General features: G+C 64.4%; 24 protein-coding genes. 17 read left to right on the top strand and 7 right to left on the bottom strand.

Annotated features, from left to right (window positions below):
• Positions 1-14: 14 nt before the first annotated feature.
• Entirely contained in the window at positions 15-968 is a 954-nt protein-coding gene (gene dapA, locus PSO31014_RS01320; protein WP_150549952.1) for a 4-hydroxy-tetrahydrodipicolinate synthase, read from the bottom strand.
• Positions 969-1595: 627 nt separating this feature from the next.
• Between dapA and PSO31014_RS01315 the strand changes: the two genes are divergently transcribed.
• Together PSO31014_RS01315 and PSO31014_RS01310 are read left to right on the top strand one after the other, a co-directional pair.
• Positions 1596-1844 carry a hypothetical protein gene (locus PSO31014_RS01315; RefSeq protein ID WP_150549951.1) on the top strand — a complete coding sequence of 83 codons (249 nt, stop codon included), beginning with the start codon at positions 1596-1598 and terminating at the stop codon, positions 1842-1844.
• Positions 1845-1966: 122 nt separating this feature from the next.
• Entirely contained in the window at positions 1967-3367 is a 1401-nt protein-coding gene (locus PSO31014_RS01310; RefSeq protein WP_150549950.1) for a sensor domain-containing protein, read from the top strand.
• A 36-nt stretch (positions 3368-3403) separates the two neighbouring features.
• Here PSO31014_RS01310 and PSO31014_RS01305 read toward each other — a convergent pair whose 3' ends face one another.
• Entirely contained in the window at positions 3404-4189 is a 786-nt protein-coding gene (locus tag PSO31014_RS01305) for an FRG domain-containing protein (protein ID WP_150549949.1), read from the bottom strand.
• A gap of 161 nt (positions 4190-4350) precedes the next feature.
• Complete coding sequence (locus PSO31014_RS01300; RefSeq protein WP_246176179.1) at positions 4351-5268, bottom strand: helix-turn-helix transcriptional regulator; 918 nt, start codon at positions 5266-5268, stop codon at positions 4351-4353.
• Between the two features lie 220 nt (positions 5269-5488).
• Here PSO31014_RS01300 and PSO31014_RS01295 point away from each other — a divergent pair, with 220 nt between their 5' ends.
• From PSO31014_RS01295 to PSO31014_RS01275, 5 genes are all read left to right on the top strand, one after another.
• A complete protein-coding gene (locus tag PSO31014_RS01295) occupies positions 5489-6247 on the top strand; it encodes a crotonase/enoyl-CoA hydratase family protein (protein ID WP_150549948.1) in 759 nt (252 codons plus the stop codon).
• A 20-nt stretch (positions 6248-6267) separates the two neighbouring features.
• The gene (locus PSO31014_RS01290; RefSeq protein ID WP_174976334.1) at positions 6268-7206 is read left to right on the top strand and encodes a 3-hydroxyacyl-CoA dehydrogenase NAD-binding domain-containing protein; all 939 of its coding nucleotides are present in this window, start codon (positions 6268-6270) and stop codon (positions 7204-7206) included.
• A 99-nt stretch (positions 7207-7305) separates the two neighbouring features.
• Positions 7306-8226, top strand: a complete 921-nt coding sequence (locus tag PSO31014_RS01285) for a beta-keto acid cleavage family enzyme (RefSeq protein ID WP_150549946.1) — start codon at positions 7306-7308, stop codon at positions 8224-8226.
• 62 nt (positions 8227-8288) lie between these two features.
• On the top strand, positions 8289-9470 hold the full coding sequence (locus tag PSO31014_RS01280; RefSeq protein ID WP_150549945.1) for an ABC transporter substrate-binding protein: 1182 nt from the start codon (positions 8289-8291) through the stop codon (positions 9468-9470).
• Positions 9455-11308 (top strand): feruloyl-CoA synthase, encoded by a 1854-nt coding sequence (locus PSO31014_RS01275; protein WP_150549944.1) that lies wholly within the window; start codon positions 9455-9457, stop codon positions 11306-11308. Before PSO31014_RS01280 ends, PSO31014_RS01275 begins: the two co-directional genes overlap by 16 nt.
• Positions 11309-11320: 12 nt before the next feature.
• On the opposite strand, the gene PSO31014_RS01270 is transcribed toward PSO31014_RS01275, so the two are convergent.
• A complete protein-coding gene (locus PSO31014_RS01270) occupies positions 11321-12358 on the bottom strand; it encodes an NAD-dependent epimerase/dehydratase family protein (protein WP_150549943.1) in 1038 nt (345 codons plus the stop codon).
• A gap of 96 nt (positions 12359-12454) precedes the next feature.
• Here PSO31014_RS01270 and PSO31014_RS01265 point away from each other — a divergent pair, with 96 nt between their 5' ends.
• From PSO31014_RS01265 to PSO31014_RS01225, 9 genes are all read left to right on the top strand, one after another.
• Positions 12455-13345, top strand: a complete 891-nt coding sequence (locus PSO31014_RS01265; RefSeq protein ID WP_150549942.1) for a LysR family transcriptional regulator — start codon at positions 12455-12457, stop codon at positions 13343-13345.
• A gap of 95 nt (positions 13346-13440) precedes the next feature.
• Positions 13441-14172: an alpha/beta hydrolase gene (locus tag PSO31014_RS01260; protein ID WP_150549941.1), complete on the top strand. Its 732-nt coding sequence runs from the start codon at positions 13441-13443 to the stop codon at positions 14170-14172.
• A gap of 61 nt (positions 14173-14233) precedes the next feature.
• Positions 14234-15859: an AAA family ATPase gene (locus tag PSO31014_RS01255; protein WP_150549940.1), complete on the top strand. Its 1626-nt coding sequence runs from the start codon at positions 14234-14236 to the stop codon at positions 15857-15859.
• A gap of 197 nt (positions 15860-16056) precedes the next feature.
• A complete protein-coding gene (locus PSO31014_RS01250) occupies positions 16057-17214 on the top strand; it encodes a sensor histidine kinase (RefSeq protein ID WP_150549939.1) in 1158 nt (385 codons plus the stop codon).
• Positions 17211-17858, top strand: a complete 648-nt coding sequence (locus PSO31014_RS01245; RefSeq protein ID WP_150550396.1) for a response regulator transcription factor — start codon at positions 17211-17213, stop codon at positions 17856-17858. The genes PSO31014_RS01250 and PSO31014_RS01245 overlap by 4 nt, the downstream gene beginning before the upstream one ends.
• A gap of 256 nt (positions 17859-18114) precedes the next feature.
• Positions 18115-19383, top strand: coding sequence for an amidohydrolase family protein (locus PSO31014_RS01240; protein WP_150549938.1), 1269 nt, complete (start codon positions 18115-18117; stop codon positions 19381-19383).
• 31 nt (positions 19384-19414) lie between these two features.
• The gene (locus tag PSO31014_RS01235) at positions 19415-19951 is read left to right on the top strand and encodes a DUF1097 domain-containing protein (protein ID WP_150549937.1); all 537 of its coding nucleotides are present in this window, start codon (positions 19415-19417) and stop codon (positions 19949-19951) included.
• A 368-nt stretch (positions 19952-20319) separates the two neighbouring features.
• The gene (locus tag PSO31014_RS01230; RefSeq protein ID WP_425494838.1) at positions 20320-21870 is read left to right on the top strand and encodes a gamma-glutamyltransferase family protein; all 1551 of its coding nucleotides are present in this window, start codon (positions 20320-20322) and stop codon (positions 21868-21870) included.
• A 59-nt stretch (positions 21871-21929) separates the two neighbouring features.
• Complete coding sequence (locus PSO31014_RS01225) at positions 21930-22817, top strand: LysR substrate-binding domain-containing protein (protein WP_150549936.1); 888 nt, start codon at positions 21930-21932, stop codon at positions 22815-22817.
• Between the two features lie 124 nt (positions 22818-22941).
• On the opposite strand, the gene PSO31014_RS01220 is transcribed toward PSO31014_RS01225, so the two are convergent.
• Positions 22942-23781 (bottom strand): bifunctional allantoicase/(S)-ureidoglycine aminohydrolase, encoded by an 840-nt coding sequence (locus tag PSO31014_RS01220; RefSeq protein ID WP_150549935.1) that lies wholly within the window; start codon positions 23779-23781, stop codon positions 22942-22944.
• Between PSO31014_RS01220 and PSO31014_RS22285 the strand changes: the two genes are divergently transcribed.
• Positions 23780-23917, top strand: coding sequence for a hypothetical protein (locus tag PSO31014_RS22285; protein WP_174976333.1), 138 nt, complete (start codon positions 23780-23782; stop codon positions 23915-23917). The genes PSO31014_RS01220 and PSO31014_RS22285 overlap by 2 nt on opposite strands.
• Positions 23918-23928: 11 nt before the next feature.
• On the opposite strand, the gene PSO31014_RS01215 is transcribed toward PSO31014_RS22285, so the two are convergent.
• Both PSO31014_RS01215 and PSO31014_RS01210 read right to left on the bottom strand, forming a co-directional pair.
• Positions 23929-24453 carry an AidA/PixA family protein gene (locus PSO31014_RS01215; protein WP_150549934.1) on the bottom strand — a complete coding sequence of 175 codons (525 nt, stop codon included), beginning with the start codon at positions 24451-24453 and terminating at the stop codon, positions 23929-23931.
• Between the two features lie 79 nt (positions 24454-24532).
• Complete coding sequence (locus tag PSO31014_RS01210) at positions 24533-25036, bottom strand: inclusion body family protein (RefSeq protein ID WP_150549933.1); 504 nt, start codon at positions 25034-25036, stop codon at positions 24533-24535.
• Between the last annotated feature and the right edge of the window lie 306 nt (positions 25037-25342).

The raw sequence follows: 25342 nt of genomic DNA, 5'->3' as shown, positions 1-25342 counted from the left end.
CCTTCTATCTCGCCTCAGGCGGCATTAGCCGCCTTCGCGCCGAACGCGGCGTCGATGGCGGCAACGGCCGCGACCAACTGCTGGGTCAGCGCAGGCGATGCGCTTGTCATCGGCGCACGCAGCACATCGGCGATCAGGCCTTCATGTGCGAGCCAAGCCTTGACCGGGCCGGGATTCGCCTCGGCAAACATGAGCCGCACCATTGGCATGAGCGCATGGAACAGCACGCGCGCCACATCCAGCTGCTGCGCTTGCACCGCGCGATACAAGGCCACGAAATGCGCCGGCCGACAGTGCGACGTTGCAATGATCGCGCCATGGCCGCCCATCGCGAGCGTGGACAGCAATTGATGGTCCTCACCTGCCAGCACCGATAGGCGTCCGTCGGCGATGAGTGTCTGCGTGGTGTGGGCGTTGCCCGCGCAATCCTTGATGCCGCGAATATTGTCGTGACCCGCGAGCGTGAGCAGCGTCTCCAGCGTCAGGGTTGTGCCCGTACGATACGGAATGTCGTACAGCACCACCGGCGCACGCGAACGATCCGCCAGTGTCTGAAACCAGTCGAGGAGCCCCGCCTGTGCGGGCCGGATGTAATACGGTGCAGGTGTCAGCACACCCGCCAGGGGCAGGGCGTTGAGGGCGTTCAGGCGCGCCAGCGTGTGACCCAGGTGATTGCCGGCGAGCCCAGCGATCACCGGCAGGTCGCCAGCCTCGGTCAGCACGGTGTCGAGCACGGCGAGCTGTTCGGCGTCGTCAAGGGCTGCCGCCTCACCCGTCGTACCGCACACGACAAGGCCGGCGATGCCCGAACGACGATAGTGCGCGACCAATCGACGCAATGCCGCGTGATCGACCGGCGTGTCGGCGGCATCTCTGGTGAAAGGCGTGACGAGTGGCACCCAAATGCCGCGAAAGAGCGGGGAGCGCGATGAAGCGGGCGACTGGGGTTGCGATTGCGTGACTTGCATAAGTGTCTCCCTGGACGTTACGAACGAAACGGAACGAACGTGCGTCGACCGGTATGAAAACCGTTCAGCGGGGCGACGGGCAAAGGCAGGCGCGTGGGAAACTTCGAGGCAGGCGCGCCGGGTGAGGCTGGGCGGCGCAAGGTGCGGGACTGCCGGGTCCACGTAGCTGTTCCGTCGCTCAACTGACGGAACAGTACGCTCCGGTCAGTTGAGCGACTGTTTTTTGCTTTTGACGAACGCCCCCGGCTGTCCCATCGGGACAATGCGCATACACGGCGAGAAGGGGATGAGGAAATTCGTCATGCGCAGACTCTATCCGCTATACGCAGGCGGCGTCAAGCGCATCGATCGGTGGCGGCGCAACGCGGCAAGGCTATGTCGGTCGCCCCGGTATCATTGCGACGCGATTTAAAACCGTCCTTTAATTCGAGATCCAATGTTTCAATAAAAATTCGACGTTCAGTATTCGCTTGATCGCCGTGAACGCCCCGTGGTACGACCGCCACGAGGGCACTTTCGCGGTTGCCAATTTGAACCCTTCAAGTGACAATCTCGTTCACGCCCCGGAAACGAAAAAAATACTAATGAACACTTGGGGCGGGAAAAACCGAACAGTACTGAGACAAGATGGCAGCCAAAGTCGGGAAGTATTCGCGTGACGGGGTGACGTATTACGAGATTCGGGGCCCCTTGCCCGACGGTACCCGTTACGAGGACCGGGTGGGGTTCAGCGAGCGCGAGTTGGCATTCCGGTGTCACGTGGCGGCGAGAATCAAGCTGCTACGTAGCGAATATGAGATTGCGTGCCGGAACGTGCGGGCAGAATGCGCGGCGAATATCGCAGCGCCGGGCTGGCTAAAGCAACTGATTTTTTGAGGAGCGCGGGATCGTAGTGCGGCGGGGAAGCGATCGCAAGTATTGCGTCGTCAAGGTGACGAAATATTCACATATTGAGATTGCCTTATACTACGCGGAGGCTTCGTGTCCGTTCGATATACATGGAATTTGTAACAAAAGACGTCTTGGCAAGCTGTATGGCGTTGCTGCTCGACGCCGTGTTTCTTGTCGACAAGGCTGGCGTTCTCGTCTATGTGAGTCCGGCTTGCGAGCGCATTCTCGGTTACTCCCCTGAGGAATTGCTGGGGCGCTCGATGATCGACTTCGTCGTGAAGGAGGATCGCGAGCGCACGATTGAAGAATCGAAGCTCGTGATGGCAGGACATCCCCGGATCGGTTTCGAGAATCGCTATATTCACAAGGACGGTCATTTCGTCCATATCATGTGGTCCGCCCGTTGGTCCGAAGACCATGAACTTCGCATTGGCGTGGCACGCGATGTGTCGGCCAAGAAGCAGGCCGAAGCGCTGCAGCGCGCCACCTACTCGATTTCCGAAGCGGCCCACGACGCCGCCGATATTCGCTCCCTGTGCAAGGCCGTCCACGACACACTGTCCAAGCTGTTCCCCATCGATGCGATTGTCGTGGCCACCTGCGACGCGGACCTGATGGCGTGGGAGAAGGCGTATCAATATCGCGACAGCGCCGACGTCCCCTTGCTCGACTGGCCGCAGGCGAGGGGCCTCTCGACGCAGGCTGCGCAAGCGCAACAAACGCTATGGCACCGGATCGAAGCGGTCCCCATCGACGGCGCGGGGCAATCGATTTCCCACGTGCGTGCCGAACCGTTCGTGCCAGACGCGCTCGTCAAGCCCGGCGCGCAGGCGCTGGCGGTTTTGCCGATGCACACGGCGCGGCGCGCCGTGGGCACCCTCATGCTGTACGGCCCGGCCAGCGCGCTGCAGGCGGAGTCCGCACAGCGGCTGCTTTCGTTCGTTTGCGACCAGACTGCGTTGGCCATCGAGCGAAAGCAACTGATCGACGATCTCTACAAGGCGGCGCGATTCGATGAACTGACCGGACTGCCGAACCGCCGCACGTTTGGCGAGTTCGCGAGCGAGGCCGTGCGCCGTGCACAGCGCACCAACGGGAAGCTGGCGCTCCTGTTCGCCGATATCGACGGTTTCAAGGGGGTCAACGACAGCCTGGGGCACGCGGTCGGCGACTTGTTGCTCAAGGAGATTGGTCAGCGCATGAAGGCGGGGGTGACGGGATGCGGCTTCGTGGCGCGTCACTCGGGCGACGAGTTCGTCGCCATTGTCCAGGACGCGGAGGTCGTCGAGCGGATCGACGTCGCAGTCACGCGTCTGCGCGCCGAGATCGAGCAGGTCATCTCCGTCAACGATGCCAGCCTGAGCGTGCGCGTGAGTGTGGGCGTGGCAGTGTTCCCCGACGACGGCGAATCGATGAGCGAACTCATCCGCGTGGCCGATCAGCGTATGTATGCCAACAAGTCCGCGCGTAAATCCGGCGGGGCCAGTTTCTTGCAGCGTTTGATCTGACGCGTAACGTTTCGGCACGCACCCACCCCGGGGCCTTCATCCCAAGGTCTGCGTCGGCCAGATCATTTCGATTTCAATGGCAATCGAGCGTGCGAGACCGTCGAGATCCGGAAACAGCGATGCGTTCGTGACGTTCATCCGATAAAGCCATTTCATCGCGTCCGCGCGCAGCGCCAACGGCAGCACGATCTTGCGCAGCAGCGGTTCGTCACTCTCATAGCCATCGAGAATGCGGTGCATCGGTCGGTCGATCACGCCCGGCACCACGAAGGTGCCGGATTGTGCGATCAGTCGACCGTCCATTTCTTCCGGCTCGCCGAACCAGACCACCTCGTTGTCGTTGCCGAGGAAGTACTTCTCCATGTTCCCCTTGACGCGCGGATCGATCGTATCGCGGGTGAGCCACGGTGCATGACGCGGACGAGCACGGTCGTCGTACAGCGCGGGGGTGTTGAGCGCGAAAATGGCCGAATCGCTCGTGGCGCGCTCCAGCGCGAAGAACGCGGCGACGAAGGGCGATTTCGTGAAATCGAGCAAACGGGTCGGCGCGCCATGGTGCTGCATCAGCCCAAGACAGCGCAGATCGTCGTGCAGCAAGTCGGGCCAGGGCACATGGTTGTGCGCCTTGCGCCGGAAGATGCGGATGGCACGCGCCTCACGGCTGCGCCACTGTTCCTTGTCCGACACATAGGCGTGCAGATACCGCGAGAGCGAGCTTTGCAGATGCCAGCGTGCGTCCTGCTGCCCGCGAAAGGCCCAGCCTTCGAAGCGGGAGGATAGTTCCATGAAATCCTTCCAGCTCTCGACGACGGTGGTGTCCATAGTGAGCGAAATCCTTGAGTTGGCGTGCGGCGCCGACGTGCCGCCGATCGAGCACGTCACGGCAGCGCGAGCGATGCATGGCGTCGGCCACTATAGTACGGTGTCTGTGACAGCTCAAGCGCGCGGCATGCGAATGCGGCTTTCACCCGTTTGGGGACCGCTCACGCAGCGCGGGCAGGCGACAGGTCGCGCGTGAGTGCCGAGAGCGCGGCGTCGGGCGTGATGTCCGACGTATCGAGCGTAACGTCGGCTAGCCGGTAGAGCGACTCGCGCGCATCGAGCATGCGATGGATGTGATCGAGCGCCTCGTTGCGCAGCGCCTCGGTGGCAATGCGCGCGTCGTTTTGCTGCATCACGCGCTGGAAGTGAATCTCTGGGCGGGCGCGCAGCCACACGGTGCGAAATGCGCGGAGCACGCGCTCGTAGGTTGGCGCTTCCGAGACAATCCCGCCGCCGGTGGCGAGGACGACATGGTCGTGCTCCGCAATGATCCGCTCGATGCACTGCCGTTCGATGCGCCGCATCGCGGCCTGTCCGTAAAGCGTGATGACTTCGCCGATGGCGATGCCCGCCTCGCGCTCGACCTCCCTGTCCAGCTCGATGAAGGGAGCGCCGATGGCCTGTGCCAACGCCGGGCCAAGCGTTGACTTGCCCGCGCCGCGCAAGCCGATGAGGGCAATGCGTTGCCCTGTGCGGCGCGCGTCGGCCGCGACCGGCACGACAATCTGCCGACGCAGGCGCGCGAGCGTTTCCAGCGGTTGCTGACGGAGATACTCGACGAGGATGAGCAGATCGCCATCGTAAGCGGCGCGCTCGGCCACGAGCGCCTCCACGCGCACGTTCAGCGCATCGGCAAGCTTGTGCAGGACGGCCAGCGAGACGTTGCCGGTGCCGGCTTCCACGCGAGCGAGATACGGGAGGGACACCCCTGATTGCATGGCGAGCTGCTTGCGCGTCATGCCCCGCTGCGCGCGCAACGTGCGCACCTGCCGAGCCAGCGACGCCAGAGGTGACGACGCCCCCGCCTCGGCGTCATCGGCCGGATCCAGGGTGTGGCGGTTGGCAGGCGGTTTAGGCATTGGGCGGAATGGGAATGCAAGGCTTGTGCGTAAATATACTATGAGATACCCGTCGTGTGACCGACGTCATCCCTTCTCGGCGCCTGGTCGTCGGATAATCGTGCATTAAATTGCCTGAAGACAGGTTTATCCCTGTTAACCCTGAACTGCATTGCACCATCCGCGCAAAGGGGAAAATATCTTATAAGATACTTTTCATCTTATGGAGCGACTGCAGACGATGACTTATCCCCACTTGCGCATGCGCGTCGACGACGGCATCGCTTTCGTGACGCTGGATCGCGCAGACAAGCGCAATGCGCTCAACGATGCTGCCATCGACTCGCTCGACGCCGCATTTCGCGATTTCGACGACCGCGTACGCGCCGTTGTGCTGAGCGGCGCGGGAGAGCACTTCTGCGCCGGGCTGGATCTGTCGGAGAACAGTGCGCGGGACCCCATCGACGTGCTGCGGGTTTCGCAACGCTGGCACAAGGTGTTCCACGAGATCCAATTCAGCGGGCGCCCCGTGGTCGCGGTGCTTCACGGCGCCGTGATCGGCGGGGGGCTGGAACTGGCCCTTGCCGCGCATGTGCGCGTCGTCGAGCGAAGCGCATTCTTTCAGTTGCCCGAGGGCAAGCGCGGCCTCTTCGTGGGCGGCGGGGCGTCGGTACGTGTGGCGCGCATTCTCGGGCCGGACCGCATGACGGAAATGATGCTCACGGGCCGTCGTTACGATGCCGTCGACGGTGAACGCCTGGGTCTGGGGCATTATTTGACGGAAGCGGGCGAGGGACTGGCGCTCGCGACGCAACTGGCCCACGAGACTGCGGCCAATAGCCCACTGTCGAACTGGGCGACGATTCACGCGCTCTCGCGCATTCACGATATGTCCATGGCCGACGGGTTGTTTACCGAGTCGGTCACGAGCGCGTTGATGCTCGCGACGCCAGAGGCACGCGAACGCATGGAACGCTTTTTGGGCCGGACGGCACGTTAGTCGTTCCACCCCCCCTCCCTATGGAGACGAATGTGAAATACGACAACATCGAACAGATCGCCGTCATCGGCACGGGTGTCATCGGTGCCAGTTGGGCGGCTTACTTCCTGGCGCGCGGTCTGCGCGTGAGTGCCTGGGATCCGGCGCCGGGCGCCCGCGCGCGCTTGCGTGAGGCAATCGATGCGCATTGGCCCACGCTGATCCGGATCGGCCTCACGGCGGGTGCCTCGCGCGATGCGCTGACGTTTCACGACACGCTCGACGCCGCGCTCGCCGGCGCCGACTTCGTGCAGGAGAGCGGTCCCGAGCGCGAGGACCTCAAGCAAGACCTTTTTCGCAAGATGGACGCGGCCTTGCCGTCGTCCGTCGTCATCGCATCGAGTTCTTCGGGACTGCTGATGAGCCGTGTGCAGTCGGTATGCACGCATCCTGAGCGCGTGGTGCTTGGGCATCCGTTCAATCCGCCGCATCTGATTCCGCTGGTCGAAGTCATTGGCGGCGAGCGGTCGTCGCAGGCCGCCATCGACACCGCCATGCAGTTCTACCGCGCCATCGGCAAACGTGCAATCCATGTGAAGAAGGAGGTCAAGGGGCACATCGCGAATCGGCTGCAGGCGGCGCTTTGGCGGGAGGCGATACATCTGGTCGACACCGGCGTGGCTTCGGTGGCCGACATCGATGACGCGATCGCCTACGGTCCGGGCTTGCGCTGGGCGGCCTTCGGTCCGTTCGTGAACCTGCAGTTGTCGGGCGGTGCGGGCGGTATCGCCCACATGCTGGAGCATCTCGGCCCGCCGATCGAATCGTGGTGGGCGGATCTCGGCGAGCCGGTGTTGACGGACGACCTCAAGGCGCGCATCGCCGCCGGCGTCGACGCCGAACTGGCCGGCCGCGGCAATGCGGAACTCGAAGCACAGCGCGATGCGGTCATTCTCGGCATTCTCGCGGGCAAGGCTTAGTCGACGCGGGCGCGGGCATCCTCGGACACACCGCCCGCGCCCCAACTTCAACGATCTATCCATTCGACGCCCCGCACTCCGGGACGCAAGGACATTGGCATGAGCAAACCGAAAGTCATCGTGACCATCGCGCCGACGGGCGGCATGGCGTACAAATCGCAGAATCCCCACCTGCCCACGCAGCCCGACGAGATCGCGCGCGACGTCTACGACTGCTACAACGCGGGCGCGAGCGTCGTGGCGATCCATGCGCGCCGTCCCGGCGACGATGGCGCCACGTGCAACCCGGCCATCTACCGCGACATCAACCGCCGCATTCGCGACAAATGCGACATCGTGATCAACAACTCGACGGGCGGCGGTGTGCACGGCGACATGATCGGCCAGGCCGACAATGGCTACTGGGAAATCCTCTGGGAAGAGCGGTTGAAGGGCATGGATGCCGGTGCCGAGATGTGCACGCTCGACGCCACCACGATCATCGCGAGTTTCGGTGGCCGGGAACTGCTCATGCATACGTCGCCGGAGCGCTCGAAACATCTCGCCATCGAGATGAAGAAGCGCGGTATCAAGCCCGAATGGGAGGTTTTCAGCCCGACCCACATCGTGCAGGACCTCGCTACGCTCACTGCTGCGGGCTTCGACGACGAACCCTTCTTCGTGAACCTGGTGCTCGGTGTGCATCGGGGATTTCAGAACGCCATGCCATACACGCCGCGCGTGTTGCAGTCGATGGTTGATCTGCTGCCCAAGGGAAGCATTTTCTGCGTGAGCGGCATCGGTCCCGCGCAACTGCCGTCGGCCATGAATTCGCTGCTGCTGGGCGGGCACGTCCGCGTGGGCCTCGAAGACAACCTGTATTACGAACAGGGGGTGCCGGCAACGAACCAGCAACTGACCGAGCGCGTGGTGCGGCTCGTGCGCGAGATGGGTTACGAGCCGGCGACACCGGCCGAAGCCCGCGACATCATGGGCCTACCTCGCAATCGCGAAATGCTGCCGGAGTTCGCGGTGCGTTGATTCCGGCGCGGGCGTGGCATGGGGCATGGCCCCAAATACAAAAAGACAAGGAGACATGTCACATGGCGGCAAAGAGGTTCACTCACCGTTTCGCATTCTCGCGCGCCGCGCTTGGCGCAATGGCCTTCTGCGCGGCGGCGCTGTGCGTCGCGCCGCCCGCGGACGCACAACCGCCCGGCGTCACTATCGGTGTGACGCTCTCGTCCACGGGGCCTGGTGCATCGCTTGGCATTCCGGAGAAGCAGGCCATCGGCATGCTCCCGCCCACGCTCGGAGGCGTGCCCGCGCGTTATATCGTCCTCGACGACGCGACCGACCCGACCACGGCAACCAAGAACGCGCGCCGCATGGCGACGGAGGACAAGGTCGACGCCATCATCGGCTCATCGACGACGCCGGCGTGTCTGGCGGTGGCGGCGGTCGCGGCCGATACGCGCACACCGCAGTTGGGGCTTTGCCCGTTCGTGCCGAGTGCGACCCAGATGCGCTACGTCTTCTCGCTGCCGCAGTCGGTCGCCGTCATGGCCGATGCGGTGCTCGACGACATGAAAGCGCACCACGTCAAGACGCTCGGCTTCATCGGATTTTCCGATTCTTACGGAGAGGCGTGGCTCAAGGACATTCAGGCACGCGCGGCTGCACGGCAGATTCAGGTCGCGCCGGTCGAGCGCTATGCCCGCAATGACCAGTCGGTGACCGCACAGGCCCTCAAGGTGATGTCGGCCAACGTCGACGCCGTGATCGTCGCGGCCAGCGGCACGCCGGGGGCCTTGCCGATGAACACGTTGCGCGAGCGCGGCTACAAGGGGCGTATCTACCAGACGCACGGCGTCGCCAACAACGACTTCCTGCGTGTCGGAGGCAAGTCTGCCGAGGGCGTGATTCTGCCGGTAGGCAACATTCTCGTGGCCGAGCAACTGCGCGCGGACCACCCCGGGCGCGCCGTGGCCGTGGACTTCGTCAAGCGTTACGAGGCGCAATACGGGGCGGGTTCGCGCAATCTGTTTGCCGGCTATGCCTACGATGCTTATCTGGTGCTCGACCGTGCGGTGGCCGTGGCGGCCAAGCAGGCGCAACCCGGCACGCAGGCGTTTCGCGACGCCTTGGTCGCGGCCATTGAGCAGACCCGTGGTTTGGCGGCAACCCACGGGATGATCAACGTCAATGCACAGGACCATTCGGCGTATGGCGAAGATGGTCGCGTGCTCGTTACGGTGAAAGGCGGCAAGTGGACGATCGAGTGAACGCCGCCGCGGCCGGTGCGCGCCGCTTGGCCCGGCCCGATATCGAGCGCGAGACGCGTGCCGACGGCAGCTTCGTGATTCGCTCACGGACTCCGCTGGGCGAATTCGCGCGCAGCCCGGCCGACTGGCTCGTGCAATGGGCCGCACGCACCCCCGATGCGGTGTTCCTCGCGCAGCGGCATGCGCCCGGGGCGGGCGATCGCTGGCGTCGGGTGACGTATCGCGATGCACTGACCATGGCGCGCGGCGTCGGGCAGGCGTTGCTCGACCTCGACGTGCCGCGAGATCGACCGGTCGTGATCCTGTCCGACAATAGCGTCAACCACGCACTGCTGGTACTCGGCGCGATGATGGCGGGGCGTCAGACGGCCGTTGTGTCGTCGGCCTATTCGCGCGTGGCGAAGGACATGGGCAAGCTGCACGGCATCCTGGCGCGTCTCGACCCGGCGCTCGTCTACGTGGAAGATGGCGACGCCTATGCGCGCGCGCTGGCGGGTGCGCCCATTCGATGTCCGATCGTCGCGACCGACTGCAAGCGGGCAGACTGGCTGTCGTTCGAGACGCTCGCCGCCACGGCGGCATCGCCCGCTCTGGACGCGGCGTTTGCCAAGGTGCTCTCGGAAGACACCGCCAAGTTGCTGCTGACCTCCGGCTCCACGGGAAAGCCGAAGATCGTCGTCAACACGCACCGGATGCTCGCCGCGAATCAGCAGATGATCGCGCAATGCTGGCATTTCATCGACGAGGCGGCACCGGTGGTGGTCGATTGGCTGCCGTGGAGCCATACGTTCGGGGCGAATCACAACTTCCATATGGTGCTGCGCAACGGCGGTGCGTTCTATGTCGATGACGGCCGCCCCGTGCCTGAGTTGATCGGGCGCTCCGTCGAGAATCTTTGTGATGTGTCGCCCACGCTGCACTTCAATGTGCCCAAGGGCTTCGAGGCGCTCGCGCCGTTTCTGGAAGCGGACGACGCGTTCGCCGCGCGCTTCTTCGGTCGCCTTCAAGCGCTGTTTTACGCGGCGGCGAGCCTGCCGCCGGCGGTATGGCAGCGGTTCGAACGACTGGCGTCGAGGCATTGCGATACATTGCCGTTCTTCACGTCAGCGTGGGGGGCAACGGAGACGTCGCCACTGATCACCAGCGTGCATTTCCCGATTCCGGGCGCTGGCAATATTGGCGTACCGGTGCCGGGCAATGAACTCAAGTTCGTGCCCAGTGGCGACAAGCTGGAGATGCGCGTGCGCGGGCCGTCGGTGTTCGGACGCTATGCGGGCGATCCGGAGGCAACGGCCGCCGCGTTCGACGAGGAGGGGTTCTATCGGACCGGAGACGCGGGCCGTCTGTGCGATCCGGACGATCCGGGGGCGGGCGTGATATTCGACGGTCGCGTCTCGGAAGATTTCAAGCTGACGAGCGGGACATGGGTGTCGGTCGGTGCGTTGCGTTTGCGTGCCGTGAGTGCGCTGGCACCGTACGCGTCGGATGTGGTGATCGCGGGGCACGACCGTGACGAGATCGGATTGCTGATCTTCCCGAGCCCCGCAATGCGCGCCAAGGTGCCATCGGACGACGCGCTGCACGAGGGCAAGGCCATGGCGCTGCACGACGATGTCCGGGCATGGGTGGCAGGCGCGCTCGCACAACTGGCACAGGACGCGGGCAGTTCGCAGCGTGCCGCTCGCGCGGTGATCCTGGCGGCGCCGCCGTCGCTCGAGCAAGGCGAGATCACCGACAAGGGCTACGTCAATCAGCGCGCCGTGCTGACCTTGCGCGCCGACGACGTGGCTCGCCTTTACTCGGACTGCCGGTCGGTCATTCGGTTGCCGGTGCCTTGACCTTGACACGCGTTACCGCGCCCCGGAGGTCGGACGTGCCGCTGGCGTGCTGTCCGAAGGCGCGCCGCCGGGCAAACATCCGAGTCCCTCCAGCGTAGCGCTCAGCGCGACGTCCAGCGGCGTGTGCGGCTCGTGCCCGAGCGTCGCCACGAGTCGCGTGTTATCCATGCGCACCGGCTGCTGCCACAGGTAGCGCATTTCACGCAGCTCGCGAAGGGTCGTGACGAAGGGCGATGCCATCCACACGAGCCACCACGGGAATCGACGGCGTTTGACGTCGACACCGTGTCGCGCCATGACGCGAGTGATCGCGGCCGCCATCTGGGTACCGTCGGCGTCCCAATGTCCGGCCATATGGAAGGTGGCGAAGGCGTCGAGCGTACGACGACGCTCGATGAGCATGACCATGGCGCGGCCCACGTCGGGCAGATAGGACCATTGATGACCCACGCCGCGTGCGTTGGGCACCTGGACGACGCGCGCGATCCGACCCGGCTTCACCAGCCCTTGTCCAAACCAGCTATTGCGTGATTGCGCACCGAAAAAATCTCCGGCGCGCACGATGATCGTCTGCACGCCGTGCTGGCTCGCGTCGCGCAGACGAGCTTCCATCGTCGCGCGGATGCGGCCCTTGCGTGTGCGCGGCCGCTGCGCGGCGTCATCGCGCAGGACCGGGAATGTCTCGGGGCCGTAGTTGTAGACCGTGCCCGGCAGGACAATGGTGGCGCCATGCATCGTGGCGGCCGCAAGCGTGTTGTCGAGCATCGGCAACACTTGCGTGTCCCAGTGGCGATAGCCGGGCGGGTTGACGGCATGCACGATCACCTCGCAGTCGCGTGCCGCCGTGAGGACGTCGCCGGTCTGCATGGCGTCGCCGTCGAGCCACTCGATGCCGGCGGACGATGCAGCGGCACGCGGCGCACCGCCGCGACGCAACGCGCGCACATGCCAGCCGGCGGCGAGCAACTGACGCGCGACTTCGCCGCCGATGCCACCGGTCGCCCCGAGGACCAGCGCGCGAGAGACTTTGTGTGGGGACCCGTAGTGCATGATGCCGCTCCTTGAATGTTGTCGGTGACGCCATTTTCCGCGCGAGGCAATTCAATTAAAATTACCTAAAACCATCTACCAGCTATACATTTTTGTATGATGACGCCACTGAACTGGGATCTCTGCCGGACGTTTCTCGCTGTGCTGACCGAGGGCTCGCTCTCCGGCGCGGCGCGTGCGTTGGGCATTACGCAGCCGACGGTCGGCCGTCATATCGCCTCGCTGGAGGCGGTGCTGGGGCAAACGCTCTTCACGCGTTCGCAGACCGGCTTGCTGCCCACCGATGCGGCGGCATCGCTACGGCCCCATGCGCAGGCGATGCAACACACCGCGCAGGCCTTCGAGCGGGCGGCGGCAAGCAAAGGGGAGGGGGCGAACGGCGTCGTGCGCCTCTCGGCGAGCGAGGTCGTGGGCGTGGAGGTGCTGCCACCGATCCTGAGCGCGCTGCGACGCGCGCACCCGCACCTCGTCATCGAACTGGTACCGACTAACCGCATTCAGGATCTGCTGCATCGCGAGGTCGATATTGCCGTGCGAATGGCGCCGCCACAGCAGGACGCGCTGATGGCGCGTCGCGTCGGAAACATCGACGTCGGCTTGCATGCGCGCGACGATTACCTGGCGCACTACGGCGTGCCGACGTCGCTGGCCGATCTCGCGCATCACACGATGATCGGCTTCGATCAGATGACGCCGTTCATCCGTGAGGCCACACGGGGCATGCCCGTGTGGGCACGCGATAGCTTTGCGTTTCGCGCCGACAGCGACCTGGCGCAATTGGCCATGATCCGGGCTGGCTACGGCATCGGTGCGTGTCAGGTGCCGCTGGCGCAACAAGATGCCCGGCTCGTGCGCGTGCTGCCCGATGCCTTTCGCTTCTCACTGCAAACGTGGGTCACGATGCACGAAGACTTGCGTCAAAGTCCGCGCTGCAAAGTGACCTTCGACGCGCTCGTGGCGGGATTGGCTGCCTATATGGCCGAATAAGGTGGCTGTCCAAAGGCATATCGGATGTCGGCGGAGATCTTTGTTGATATACAATATATCAATAACATCAACGATCACGAGACAATCTCCTCGCCATGTTCGCCCCTTCGTTGTTCGGACGGATGTCACCGGACGTCCTGACGTCCGCCTCTCCCGACGTTTGCGCAGCGGTGCCTGCGCAAACGTCATCCTGCGCGGCCTTGCCGTCCCACTGGCCTCCCGGACGTCACTCGCTTGGGTTGAGTGAGCTGCGCGACGCAGTGCTTTACGTGCCGCCCGATCTCCCCACGGACACCGCCGTTCCGCTGTTTGTGATGTTTCATGGCGCCGGTGGTTTTCCGGAGAAGGTGTTGCCGTTCATCGAGGCGCATGCGCAGCATCACAAGTTTCTCGTGCTCGCACCGCATTCGACCTTTCCGACGTGGGACATCGTGATCGGCGGCAACGGCCCCGATCTCGAGCGTCTTCAGTCGGGGCTGCGCGAGGTCGCCAGCCGGTATCGCATCGACACAAGGCGTGTGGCGTTCGCGGGCTTTTCCGACGGGGCGAGTTACGCCTTGTCCATCGGGGTGACGAACGGCGACATCGCGACCCACGTGATCGCATTCTCGGGCGGCTTCATGTCCATCTTCGTTCAGGAAGGGCAGCCCCGCGTCTTCATCGCGCACGGACGCGCCGACGAACAACTGCCCATTGAGACAAGCGGCCGCCAAAACGCCAGCAAGCTCGCGGCGGCGGGCTACGACGTGCAGTTCGTTGAATTCGACGGCCGGCACATCATCGAGCCGGACGTCGTGGCGCGTGCCATCGACTTCTTCCTCGCCTGACACGCGCCTTGCCACGGGGCAACGTACGCACGGGCCATACGCCTTACGGGGAGTGCCGTTCATGGATTTCGAAATTCCCGAGTCATTGATTCATCCGCTGCTGCAACTGATCGGCACCGATTCAACGCTGGGCAAACAGTTGACGGCCTACGGCGTGTGTCGCGGCAACCTGCGAGTGTCGAGCCACTGGTTCGACGCCAAGTCGCTCAATACGCTCTACGTGCTGTGCAAGACGCAGAACGAACGGGCGCTGATGTTCCAGATGCTCGCGCTCGACAACGTCTTCAATGCCCCGCAGGCGCGAGTGATCCCAAGTCTGGACAAGCTGGTGCCAGGCCTCGTCGCCTATCTCGCCCGCGACGTCATCGACGGCTGGTTGTATCAACGTCACCGTGACGGCGCGTTGCTGCCGTGGCTCGTGCGCCGCTTGCGCTACGTGGAGCCGGAGCAGGGATCGCCTTATGTCGTCATGGACATGCTGGCGAACACGATGCAGTCGGCCAATTCCAATCTGACGGAGCATCGCCTGCGCCGCTCGGGTATGACCACGTCGCTCGTTTTCACGCGCGACGACATCGCCAATCGCACCATTCCCGAGCTGCTCGCCGAGTTCGGCTTCTACAAGGAGTGCGCCGAGTTCAAGCGCGAATACGAACAGCATGCGCAGCGGTTCCTGCGCGTGCAACGTGCCTTCGGCGCGCAATTCGTACTGCGCCGCGCGGCGTTTTCCGTCGATGCAAAGGGCGCGACCGAGTTGATTCGCGTGGTGGACGGCGCAGCAGCGAAGTGCGTGAACGACGAAGAGCGCCTGGAGCGCAATTTCGAGATGGCGTGCGATGCGGACTTCTGGCGCAACGCCGAGGTGGCGCAAGGGTTCGAGACCATTCCGCTGCATTGCTATGTGCACGTGTTCCACCTGGACTGGCACCGCAACCTCTGGGTGCACGTGCAGAACATGACCGAGTATGAATATCAGCCGGGGCTGCGCGACAAGCTCGTGCTGCCGGCGCATCATCACGACCTGATCGACATCCTGACATCGAACATGGATGTGATGATGCCGGACTTCGTGCCGGGCAAATCGGGCGGTGCGACCATCCTTTGCCAGGGTGCCCCGGGACTCGGCAAGACCCTCACGGCGGAGATCTACTCCGAAGTTGTCGGCAAGCCGCTTTACCGTGTGCATTCGGGGCAACTGGGGACGACGGCGGCGTCGGTGGGGGCCACGCTCATGAGTATTTTGCGTCGGGCCATGCGCTGGAATGCCATCCTGCTGCTCGATGAGGCCGACGTGTACATCCGCCGACGCGATAACGACCTTGAGCACAATGCCATCGTCGCGGAGTTCCTGCGTTCGCTGGAGTACTTCCATGGTCTGTTGTTCATGACGACCAACCGGAGCGGCGACGTCGACGACGCCATTTTGTCCCGCTGCATCGCCACGATCCATTACGAGACACCATCGCCGTCGCATGCGCGCCGGCTCTGGCGCATGCAGGCCGATCAGGTCGGCGCGCCGCTCGACGAAGCCCTGATCGAGTCGCTCGCGAGCCGTTACCCGAACGCGAGCGGACGCGACATCAAGGAACTGATGAAGCTGGCGAGCCGCTATTGCAAGGTCAAGGGCACGCCATTCACGGAAGATGTGTTCCGGCTGTGCGGGCTGTTCCGGGGTTATGAGGCGTGAGTTGTCGGGCCTGCGTCAGCCCCGCAGCATGGCGATATGCGGGAAAACTAGAGGCGCGCCCAGGCGCCGGTCTGGCTATATTGGGGGCGGACCGGCACCGACGTCACGGCGTGCTGTCGATGGGGCGAGCGCCCCGTTCGTGAGCGCGTGACGTCGCCGCGCCGCTGCGGCAGTCCGATGCCAGCCAAGGAGACGAAGTGGAGACGCATGGAGAGCTGCACCGGGCGATTCTGAACAACATTCCGGACCAAGCCTGGCTCAAGGACACCGAGTCGCGCTACATCCTTGTCAACGACGCTTTCCTGGTGGCTTGCGGCCGCACGGAGGCCGAGATCATCGGCAACACGCCCGACAAGGTCTGGTCTTCCGAATGGGGGAAGGTCTATCTCGCCACCGACAAAGCGGTCGTCGCGAGTGGCGAGCGTCGTCGCTACGAAGAGAGCCGGCCGGGGGGCGATGGCACGCCACGCTGGTTCGATACCGTCAAGATGCCGGTTCGCGATGCGGCCGGCCATATCGTGGGCACCGTTGGCATCTCGCGCGATATCACCGACCGCAAGCGCTCCGAAACGGCATTGCTCGACTCGCGCGCGCAACTGCGTCAGCTCTCCGCTTATCTGCAAACGGTGCGAGAAGCCGAACGCACGCGCCTCTCGCGCGAACTTCACGACGAACTCGGGCAATGGCTGGGGGGGCTTCGCCTGGGCCTGAGCTACCTGGACACGCAACCCGGTACTTCGCCAGCCGATCAGTCCGCCCACATCCAGATGCTCAAGGACCTGGTCGACGAGACCATCGACGCGGTGCATCGCATTGCGGCCGACCTTCGGCCCGCGGTGCTCGACGAGCTGGGCCTGCACGCGGCGCTGGAGTGGCTGACCGAATCGTTCGCGCAACGGCATGGGTTGCGGTGCGAACTGGACATGCCGGAAGCCGTGACCACGCGTCTCGACAGCGAATGCAGCACGGCGATCTTCCGTATCGTGCAGGAGTCGCTCACGAATGCCAGCCGACATGGTCAGCCGTCGCAGGTGCGTGTGGCGCTCGAACTGCGCGACGGCGTTTGTTACGTGAGCATTGCGGACGATGGCCGGGGCATGGACACTACACGGGCCGGGGACGGTCAGCGCCTCGGTCTGATGGGCATGCGCGAACGCGCGCTGATGCTGGGCGGCGCGTTCGAGATCGAAAGCGCCCCGGGACAGGGAACGCGCGTGCGGGTGAGAATTCCTGCGCGCGCACCTGCGGCAGGGTTGACCGACGATGATGCCGCCAACGCGATGAACGCAACGAGCCCGGCGACCCCATCGAACCTCACGGACCTAATGAACGTAACGAACGAGAGGGAGTGGTGATGCGAGTCATGATTGCCGACGACCACGCGATCATTCGCGATGGGCTGAAAAAGATCATCTCGATGGCACCCGACATGTGCGTGGTGTCGGAAGCCGTGGACGGCGCGGATGTCCTCAACCGGCTTCGCCTGACGACCGTGGACGTGCTGCTGCTCGATATGTCGATGCCCGGCAAGAGCGGCATCGCGCTCATCGCGCAGATCAAGGCAACGTATCCGGCGCTCCCCATACTCGTGCTGAGCATGTACCGCGAATCGCAATACGCGGTGCAGGCCATTCGCGCCGGGGCCGCCGGCTACCTCACCAAGAACGCCGAGTCGGAACAGTTGATGAGCGCCATCCGGCGCGTGGCGCGCGGCGGCACGGTGGTCTCGCCCCTGGTCGCGGACAAGCTCGTGCGCCAGTTGCGGCTACCGGCCGAGGCGTTGCCGCACACCGGGCTGACGGCCCGCGAATTCCAGATCTTCCAGATGCTGGTCGAGGGCCATGGCATCAACGAGATCGCACGCTGCCTGTCGCTCTCGGCCAAGACCGTGAGTACGCACAAGGCCAATATCCTCACCAAGATGGACATTCCGTCGACGGCGGGACTCGTGCTCTACGCCATCGAACACGGCTTGATCGTCGCCGGCACCGACGCCTGATCCCACACGCGACCCACGCCCCCAACGCGCCCGACATTCCCGACGCGATCATCGTCCGCACGCGTCCCCCCTCGGTTTCGCTTGCTGCACTGCGTCTAGGGAAATTCTTAGGCGAAAACCAGCAAATCCCGATGCCCCGCCCGCGGGCACTCCCCTAATCTTGCTTCAAGCCCCGAAGGCGGGGCACCGACTCACTGCCACCCGGCCGGCGCTTGCCAGCATTTCATTCAACCCTGAGACGTAAGGAGACCGCACCATGCATGTGGACCTGCTGATCAAACACGTGTGCGTGCGCGACGATGCGCCGCTCGTGGACATCGCCATCAAAGACGGACGCATCGCTGCGATGGAGCCCGACATCGACGCCAGCGCGACCGAGGAGATCGACGCGCAAGGCCGCGCGGCGATTCCCGGGCTTATCGAGGCGCACCTGCACCTGGACAAGGCACTGCTGCATCGCCGTCTGCCCGCACGCTTCGGCACGCTCGACGAGGCCATCCGCGTGACCGGCATTCTCAAGAGCCGGCAGGAGCGCGAGGACGTACTCGATCGCTCGCGTCAGGTGCTCGACATGGCGATCAAGAACGGCACCGTCGCCGTTCGCGCCCATCCGGACGTCGATCTGATTCAAGGGCTGATCGGCGTCGAGACGCTGCTCACGCTCAAGGACGAATACCAGAGCTTGCTCGATCTGCAGATCGTGGCGTTCCCGCAGGAGGGCATTCTCAAGTCGGCGGGCACCTACGAGCTGATGATCGACGCGCTGCGCATGGGGGCGGATGTGGTCGGCGGATGCCCCTACAACGAGCTGAACTGGGAAGACACCAAGCGCCACATCGACATCGTGTTCGAGCTGGCGCAGCGCTTCGACGCGCCCATCGACATGCATGCGGACTTTGCCGACGACACCAGCGATCAGCGTTTCGCGGCCATCTCGTACATCGCGCAACGCACGATCGACACCGGCTATCAGGGCCGGGTCTCTTTGGGGCACGTCACAAGCCTGGGTGCGCTCGACAACGACGAACTCGCGCCCGTGATCGAACAGATCCGTCTTGCCGGCATCAGCATCGTCACGCTGCCCGCAACCGATCTCTACCTGGGCGGGCGCAAGGACGTACAGAACCCGCGGCGCGGTCTCACGCCCGTGAAGGCGTTGCATGCCGCAGGGGTCAACGTGGCGTATTCGTCCAACAACGTGCGCAACGCCTTCACGCCGTTCGGCAAGGCCGACATGTTGCAGATCGGCAATCTGCTCGCGCACGTGGCGCAATTCGGCGTGCCGGAGCACCAGCAGGCGATTCTGGACATGGGCACGCATAACGCCGCGCGCGCCATCGGACTCTCGCACGACTACGGCATCGCCGTGGGCAAACAAGCCGATCTCATCATTCTCGACACGTTCAAGGTGGCCGATGCGCTGCTCGACATCCCGCCACGCCTGTGGGTGGTCAAACGCGGCCGGATCACGGTCGTGACGCAGCATCACTGCGAGATTCACCGGCATTCCTGTTGTTGCGCGTAATGCAGTTCTCATCACACTCAAGGAGACACTCATGAAGAAGCTGCCTGCGGAAGTCGTTGCCTCGTTACTGGCCGTGACCACCATCCCGATCGCGATGCTGCCGCTGCATTTGCCGCCCTGGGCGATCTTTATCAGTTGGGCCGCCACCTTTGCCATGGGGGGGCCCACGTTGGTGAACCTCAAACGGATCTGGGCGACGCTGCCGGTGGGCGCGTGCTTCGCATGCCTCATCGTGCTGGGGTTCAAGCAAGCGGGAAGCCAGTTCAGTGGCAACACGCTCGTGCTGGCGGAGATGGTGGTCCTGTTCGTCGGCAACGGTTCGATGATGGCGCTGGCCCGCGTGTTCCCGGCACTGAACTTCATTCCGGGCATGTTCTTCGGGTTCGCGACTTACTTCGCCACGCTGTTCGGCGGTTTCGGCCCGGTGGCGCAGGATCCGTTGGCGGCACTGGGGGCAGCCGTCGCCATGAACGCCCTCGGCCCGGTCTACGCCTGGGTGAAGGAACGCTTCTCGGCCCCGGAAGCGACGCATCAGCGCCGCTGGAAGGGATGGAAGGCCGAAGTCTGACGCAAGCCTGCCCGCTTCGCACATCAAGCCGGGGCGGCGGCGGCACGGTGCGAGCCGGTTCCGGCTCGACGCACGGATGGGATCGGGGCGAAGCGTCTGCCGGTGTCGGGCGCGCTTCGTCTTCCAATGACATTGTTTGGGGAGACGGCATGACGTTCGCACAAGACATGGCCGATGGGCTGACCACGACACCTCCGGTCGCGACTGGCGACACCGCCGGCAGCACCACGCGGCGAAAATTCCTGTGGGGCACGGCCGCATTGGCCGGTAGCGCGGTGCTGCCCGCGCCGGCGGCCGACGCCGCCCAAGCCGCCCACAGCGACGCGCGAGCCGACGCCGGCCCGCGTCTTGCGCAATCGACACGTGGGATGGTCACCAGCCCGCACGCGCTGGCCAGCGAGGCGGGACTCGAAGTGCTTCGCGCGGGCGGCAACGCCATTGAAGCCGCGATTGCCATCGGCGCGGTGCTGAGCGTGACGTATCCTCACTTCACCGGTCTGGGCGGCGACGCCTTCATGGTGATCAGCGACCGCGAAGGCAACGTGCGTACGCTCTCGGGCATCGGACAAGCCGCCGCACACGTGCCGGCCTACCGCGGCGCCATCCCCGTGCGCGGTCCGGGGGCGGCGCTGACCACGGCCGCGACCGTGGCGATCTGGGACAAGGCATTCGACCTCAGTCGCCAGCAATGGGGGGGACAACAGGCGTGGTCGTCGCTGTTCTCACGCGCCACCGAATATGCGGCAAACGGCTTCCCGGTCACCCCGTCGCAACACTTCTGGCAAACATTGCGCGCGGACGAATTGCAGGGTTGGGAAGGCTTCGCCTCGGTCTTCATGCCGAACGGCCGCATTCCGCAGGCGGGCGAGCGCTTTCATCAGCCGGCACTGGCGCGCAGTCTCGATCGCATTGCCACCCATGGCGGGCGCGAGTTCTACGAAGGCGATCTGGCCGGGCGCATCGCGGCAGGCCTCAAGCAGGCCGGCTCGCCGCTGCGCGCCGGCGACCTGTCACGGGCGCAGGCGCGCGAGGAAGTGCCGCTGCGCGTGGCCTATCGTGACGGCGAGCTGCTCGGGCTGCGTCCGCCGACGCAGGGCGTGACAACGCTGGAGATCATGGGCATTCTCGATCGCTTCGATCTGAAGTCGATGCCCGAGGGCAGCGCCGACTACTACCACGTGCTGGTCGAGGCGGTGAAGCGCGCATTCATCGACCGCAATCGCTATGTAGCCGACCCCGATTTCGTCGATGTGCCGGTCGATCGCCTGCTGGCGAGCGCCCACCTTGACGCGCATGCCCGCAGCATTCGCATGGATCGCGCCATGCCGTGGCCGCATGTGTTCAAGACTGGCGACACGGTGTACATCGGCGCAGCGGACAGTCAGGGCAACTGCGTGAGCATGCTGCAGACGGTCTACTTCGATTGGGGCAGCGGTGTGGTGCTGGGCGACACGGGGGTGCTGTGGCACAACCGGGGCGCGTCGTTCAGTCTCGACGCAAGGAGTCCGAACGTGCTGCACGGTGGCAAGCGCCCGTTCCATACGCTCAATCCGGGCATGTATCTGAAGCAGGGGCGCCCGCAACTGCTTTACGGTACACAGGGTGCCGACGGGCAACCGCAGACGCTGGCCGCGGTGCTCACCCGCCTGATCGATTACGAGATGGATCCGCTTACCGCGCTGGGACGGCCGCGCTTCCTGCTCGGCAAGACCTTCTCCGACAGCCGCGATGCCCTCAAGCTCGAACAGGATGCCGGTGCCGATGTGTTCGCGGCGCTGGCCGCGCGTGGGCACGAGATGAGCGAGCTGCCGCCGCAGAGTCAGTTGGCGGGCCATCCCGGTGCGATTCGCATCGGTGCCCACGGGCAGATGAGCGGCGCCCACGATCCTCGCAGCGATGGTCGGGCACTGGGGCTTTGACGCTCGGTTGTTGCGCGTGATACAAGTGCTGCCATCCATCGACAACGTAAATACTTCACATGGCTGGCAGTGCAAAATCGAATCGCCCGCTCTTCGATCTGGATCTGCTGCGCTCGATCATCACGGTGGCGGATTGCGGCAGCTTCACGGCAGCGGCCGCGCGTCTGCATTCGACGCAATCCACCGTGAGCCAAAAGGTGCGGCGTCTCGAAGACCTGGTCGGGCACAAGTTGCTCGAACGCGGCAATCGCGACGTCCATGCCACCGACGCGGGCGAGCGGTTGCTCGGTCATGCGCGTCAGATGCTCGCGCTCAACGACCAGATGTTCGAGGCGCTCTCCGGGGCCGTGGTCGTGACGGTGCGGCTGGGCGTGCCGGAGGATTTCGCGACCGGCGCCACGACGCAGGTGCTCGCGCGTTTCAATCGGCAGTATCCGCAGGTCAAGCTCGAAGTCACGAGTGGCCTGAGCCGCGATTTGTTCGCGAGCTATGATCGCGGCGAACTCGATCTCGTGCTGGTCAAGCAGCGTCGCGGCAGTCGCGAATCGGTGGCGAGCCGCCCCGAGAAACTGGCGTGGATCGACAGCGCGGCGCATCCGTCGTTCGGATGCGATCCGGTGCCGCTCGTGACGTTTCCTGCGCGCGGGTTGTATCGCGACGACATGATTCAGGCGCTTGAGGCGATGGGACGCGACTGGCGGATCAGTTTCACCAGTTCCAGCCTGACCGGCATTCAGGGGGCGGTGGCTGACGGGATGGGAATCAGTCTGGTGCCGCCGCGCGCCGTGCTGCCGCGGCATGCGGTGCTTGGCCGCGCGCAGGGGCTACCGGTCATCGACGCCTTCGAGCTGGCGATCTTTCACCGACCGACGGCGGACGCCATGGTAATGGCGCTCGCCAAAGTGCTCGTCGGAATGCTCGCGACGAAGCCGCGCGCGCCGACGTGAGCGACGTGCGCGGGGAATGCGTGCGGGGATGCGCGCCAAGGGGCGCGCAGCGCAACGCAGACACTGACTTCGGCGCTTGCTCCGGCACCTGTTTCAGCGCTTGTTTCCGTGCTTGTCTCGACGCTTACTTCGGCTGTGCGCCCAGCGTCAGGTTCATGTGGCGGTTGACGTCCTTGTACAGCAGGTAGCGGAACGGGCCGGGGCCACCGGCATAGCACGCCTGCGGGCAGAAGGCGCGCAGCCACATGAAGTCACCGGCTTCGACTTCCACCCAATCCTGATTCAGGCGATAAACGGCCTTGCCTTCGAGCACGTACAGGCCGTGTTCCATGACGTGGGTTTCCGCGAACGGGATCACGCCGCCGGGCTGGAACGTCACGATGTTCACATGCATGTCGTGGCGCATGTCCTGGATGTCGACGAAGCGCGTCGTCACCCATCGGCCGTCGGTGCCTGGCATCGGAATCGGCTCGACGTCCTGCTCGTTCTTCACGAACGGCTCAGGGGCCAGAAAACCTGCCACGGCTTGATAGTGCTTGCGAATCCAATGGAAGCGGGCGGTGCCCTGGCTGTGGTTGCGCACTTGCCAGTCGGTCGCCGGCGGCAGGAACGCGTAGCCGCCCGGGGTGAGGCGGTTCGCCTTGCCCTGGATCGTCACCGTGATTTCCCCTTCGACGACGAACAGCACGCCCTCGGCGTTTTCATCCTGCTCGGGTTGGTCGCTGCCGCCCCCCGCACCGACTTCCATGATGTATTGCGCAAACGTCTCGGCGAAGCCCGAGAGCGGACGGGCCAGCACCCACAGGCGCGTGTTGTCCCAGAACGGCAGATGGCTCGTGACGATGTCGCGCATCACGCCCTTGGGAATGACGGCGTACGCTTCGGTGAACATGGCGCGGTCGGTGAGCAGTTCCGTTTGGCCCGGATGCCCGCCCTGCGGCGCGAAATACGTGGTCTTCGACATGATTGATGGCTCCTGTGTCGTTCTGATCGCGGAGTTTCGTGGGGGCGAAACCATCGGGAAAGATGCACAAGATAGCGAACCGGCCATCCATCGACAAATTAAATATCAAAATGCGTGGCATTCGTTTTTTGAATGAATCACAGACGCTTAGGGCACAACCACGCGCATTGGCCAGCGAAAGCGGCCGAGCACATTGGCATCGCGGTCCGTGACGATGGCCTCGATCGCCAGCGCTGCCGTGCCGCTGCCCACGACATCGGCTTGCCAAAAGGCATCCGGGGCGTCGCGCGCGACGGCGATCTGCGGCGAACTCGACTGCGGCGCGTAGCGCGTGGCGTGCTCATGCCAATGCAACCGCAAGCCGCTGAGCGTTATCTCGTCGTCAAGGCAGAGCTGGAGCATCACGGCATGTTCGCCTCGCATGGCGAGTGGCGTCCAGCGCAGCCGCAACCTGTCGCCGGTGCGAACGTCGACAGGCCATTGCGCGGCATTGACACCGGTAAGCGCAGCGCTATCCGCGGCCAGTCCATAGCAACAGTCGGCGTCAACGCTCACGGGCGCGTCGACCGCGTCGGGGTGCCGGTCGAGCAGCGTCACGGTATCGATGACAAGCAGAACATCGGCGATCGCACGGCGGTCGCCATTGCCGTCGGAGGCGTTTGCGTCGGACATGAGGATTCCTTGCCGTGGGTCGAGGTGGCCGCGATCGGGCGCCCGGGCTGGCGCGTCGTGGATCGCGGCGCGGCGTTCGTCAGTGATTGCGAATGGTGATGAACGGATCCCACTGGTAGCAGCCGCACAGATTGCCGCTGCGATCGAGGATCATGAACTGGAAGTGGTAGGTGACGCGGCCGGTCTTGAGCGTTTCGCACGACCAGAAGTAGTTCGAGCACGTCTGCTTTTTCGGATGAGTCGGGTCGGGCGGATTCGGCACGGGGATCGTGACCTCGGCTTCCCGTGGAGAGGGCGGGGAGATCAGGTCGTTGCCCTGATTGCCGATGAACTTGTAGAAGATGCACGATTGCTCGAAGCCGAGCGAGAGCGAGGATTCGCGCCACCGGATGACGTCGCCGACGGTCGCCGCAACGTCCAGCTCGCCGCCCGCCTGCCCACTCACCACATTACCCTGCGCCACGATCATGAAGACGTGCTTGAAGTCGATGAGCGGGGGATTCGCCATGCTGGAGTTCTTGCCGTACCGGTCGACGATCGTCTTGGTGTCGATGCTGACCAGCACATCGGTGATTTGCGACATGTGTTTCTCCACGAAAGGCTGCATTGGATGCCGTCCATCGGACGGTGGCGGTCTCGAAGCCAGCGGCCTGCCGGCCGCGCGTGAAACGCGGGAATGCGCTTCACCGATGGAGCCTAGAAACGGCGGTGGCAAGATTCAACCTCGCGAGGGCTGCGCTTTATGAGTGACGGCCGCGCGCAAAGCGGCGTGGCGACTCGCGTTGCGCGGACGGGCACGGCCATACCAATCGGGAAATTGGAGCAATGCACCCAGAAAGACCCATGCGTGCATGGGGGGCGTCACCGTCAGGAAGGTATCGGTCGGCCG

Source organism: Pandoraea soli, assembly GCF_902459595.1.
Classification (GTDB): domain Bacteria; phylum Pseudomonadota; class Gammaproteobacteria; order Burkholderiales; family Burkholderiaceae; genus Pandoraea; species Pandoraea cepalis.
The sequence above is the reverse complement of the archived record's forward strand: the minus strand, read 5'-3'. Positions and strand labels throughout refer to the sequence as shown.

Bases quoted from the DNA above. Each gene is read 5' to 3' on its own strand.
- PSO31014_RS01285 (WP_150549946.1), top strand. From the start codon at position 7,306: ATGAGCAAACCGAAAGTCATCGTGACCATCGCGCCGACGGGCGGCATG.
- PSO31014_RS01225 (WP_150549936.1), top strand. From the start codon at position 21,930: ATGGCTGGCAGTGCAAAATCGAATCGCCCGCTCTTCGATCTGGATCTG.
- PSO31014_RS01310 (WP_150549950.1), top strand. From the start codon at position 1,967: ATGGAATTTGTAACAAAAGACGTCTTGGCAAGCTGTATGGCGTTGCTG.
- PSO31014_RS01300 (WP_246176179.1), bottom strand. From the start codon at position 5,268: ATGCCTAAACCGCCTGCCAACCGCCACACCCTGGATCCGGCCGATGAC.
- PSO31014_RS01290 (WP_174976334.1), top strand. From the start codon at position 6,268: ATGGAGACGAATGTGAAATACGACAACATCGAACAGATCGCCGTCATC.
- PSO31014_RS01215 (WP_150549934.1), bottom strand. From the start codon at position 24,453: ATGTCCGACGCAAACGCCTCCGACGGCAATGGCGACCGCCGTGCGATC.
- PSO31014_RS01260 (WP_150549941.1), top strand. From the start codon at position 13,441: ATGTTCGCCCCTTCGTTGTTCGGACGGATGTCACCGGACGTCCTGACG.
- PSO31014_RS01280 (WP_150549945.1), top strand. From the start codon at position 8,289: ATGGCGGCAAAGAGGTTCACTCACCGTTTCGCATTCTCGCGCGCCGCG.
- PSO31014_RS01220 (WP_150549935.1), bottom strand. From the start codon at position 23,781: ATGTCGAAGACCACGTATTTCGCGCCGCAGGGCGGGCATCCGGGCCAA.
- PSO31014_RS01315 (WP_150549951.1), top strand. From the start codon at position 1,596: ATGGCAGCCAAAGTCGGGAAGTATTCGCGTGACGGGGTGACGTATTAC.
- PSO31014_RS01255 (WP_150549940.1), top strand. From the start codon at position 14,234: ATGGATTTCGAAATTCCCGAGTCATTGATTCATCCGCTGCTGCAACTG.
- PSO31014_RS01295 (WP_150549948.1), top strand. From the start codon at position 5,489: ATGACTTATCCCCACTTGCGCATGCGCGTCGACGACGGCATCGCTTTC.
- PSO31014_RS01305 (WP_150549949.1), bottom strand. From the start codon at position 4,189: ATGGACACCACCGTCGTCGAGAGCTGGAAGGATTTCATGGAACTATCC.
- PSO31014_RS01240 (WP_150549938.1), top strand. From the start codon at position 18,115: ATGCATGTGGACCTGCTGATCAAACACGTGTGCGTGCGCGACGATGCG.
- PSO31014_RS01230 (WP_425494838.1), top strand. From the start codon at position 20,320: ATGGTCACCAGCCCGCACGCGCTGGCCAGCGAGGCGGGACTCGAAGTG.
- PSO31014_RS01235 (WP_150549937.1), top strand. From the start codon at position 19,415: ATGAAGAAGCTGCCTGCGGAAGTCGTTGCCTCGTTACTGGCCGTGACC.
- PSO31014_RS22285 (WP_174976333.1), top strand. From the start codon at position 23,780: ATGATTGATGGCTCCTGTGTCGTTCTGATCGCGGAGTTTCGTGGGGGC.
- PSO31014_RS01270 (WP_150549943.1), bottom strand. From the start codon at position 12,358: ATGCACTACGGGTCCCCACACAAAGTCTCTCGCGCGCTGGTCCTCGGG.
- PSO31014_RS01210 (WP_150549933.1), bottom strand. From the start codon at position 25,036: ATGTCGCAAATCACCGATGTGCTGGTCAGCATCGACACCAAGACGATC.
- dapA (WP_150549952.1), bottom strand. From the start codon at position 968: ATGCAAGTCACGCAATCGCAACCCCAGTCGCCCGCTTCATCGCGCTCC.
- PSO31014_RS01265 (WP_150549942.1), top strand. From the start codon at position 12,455: ATGATGACGCCACTGAACTGGGATCTCTGCCGGACGTTTCTCGCTGTG.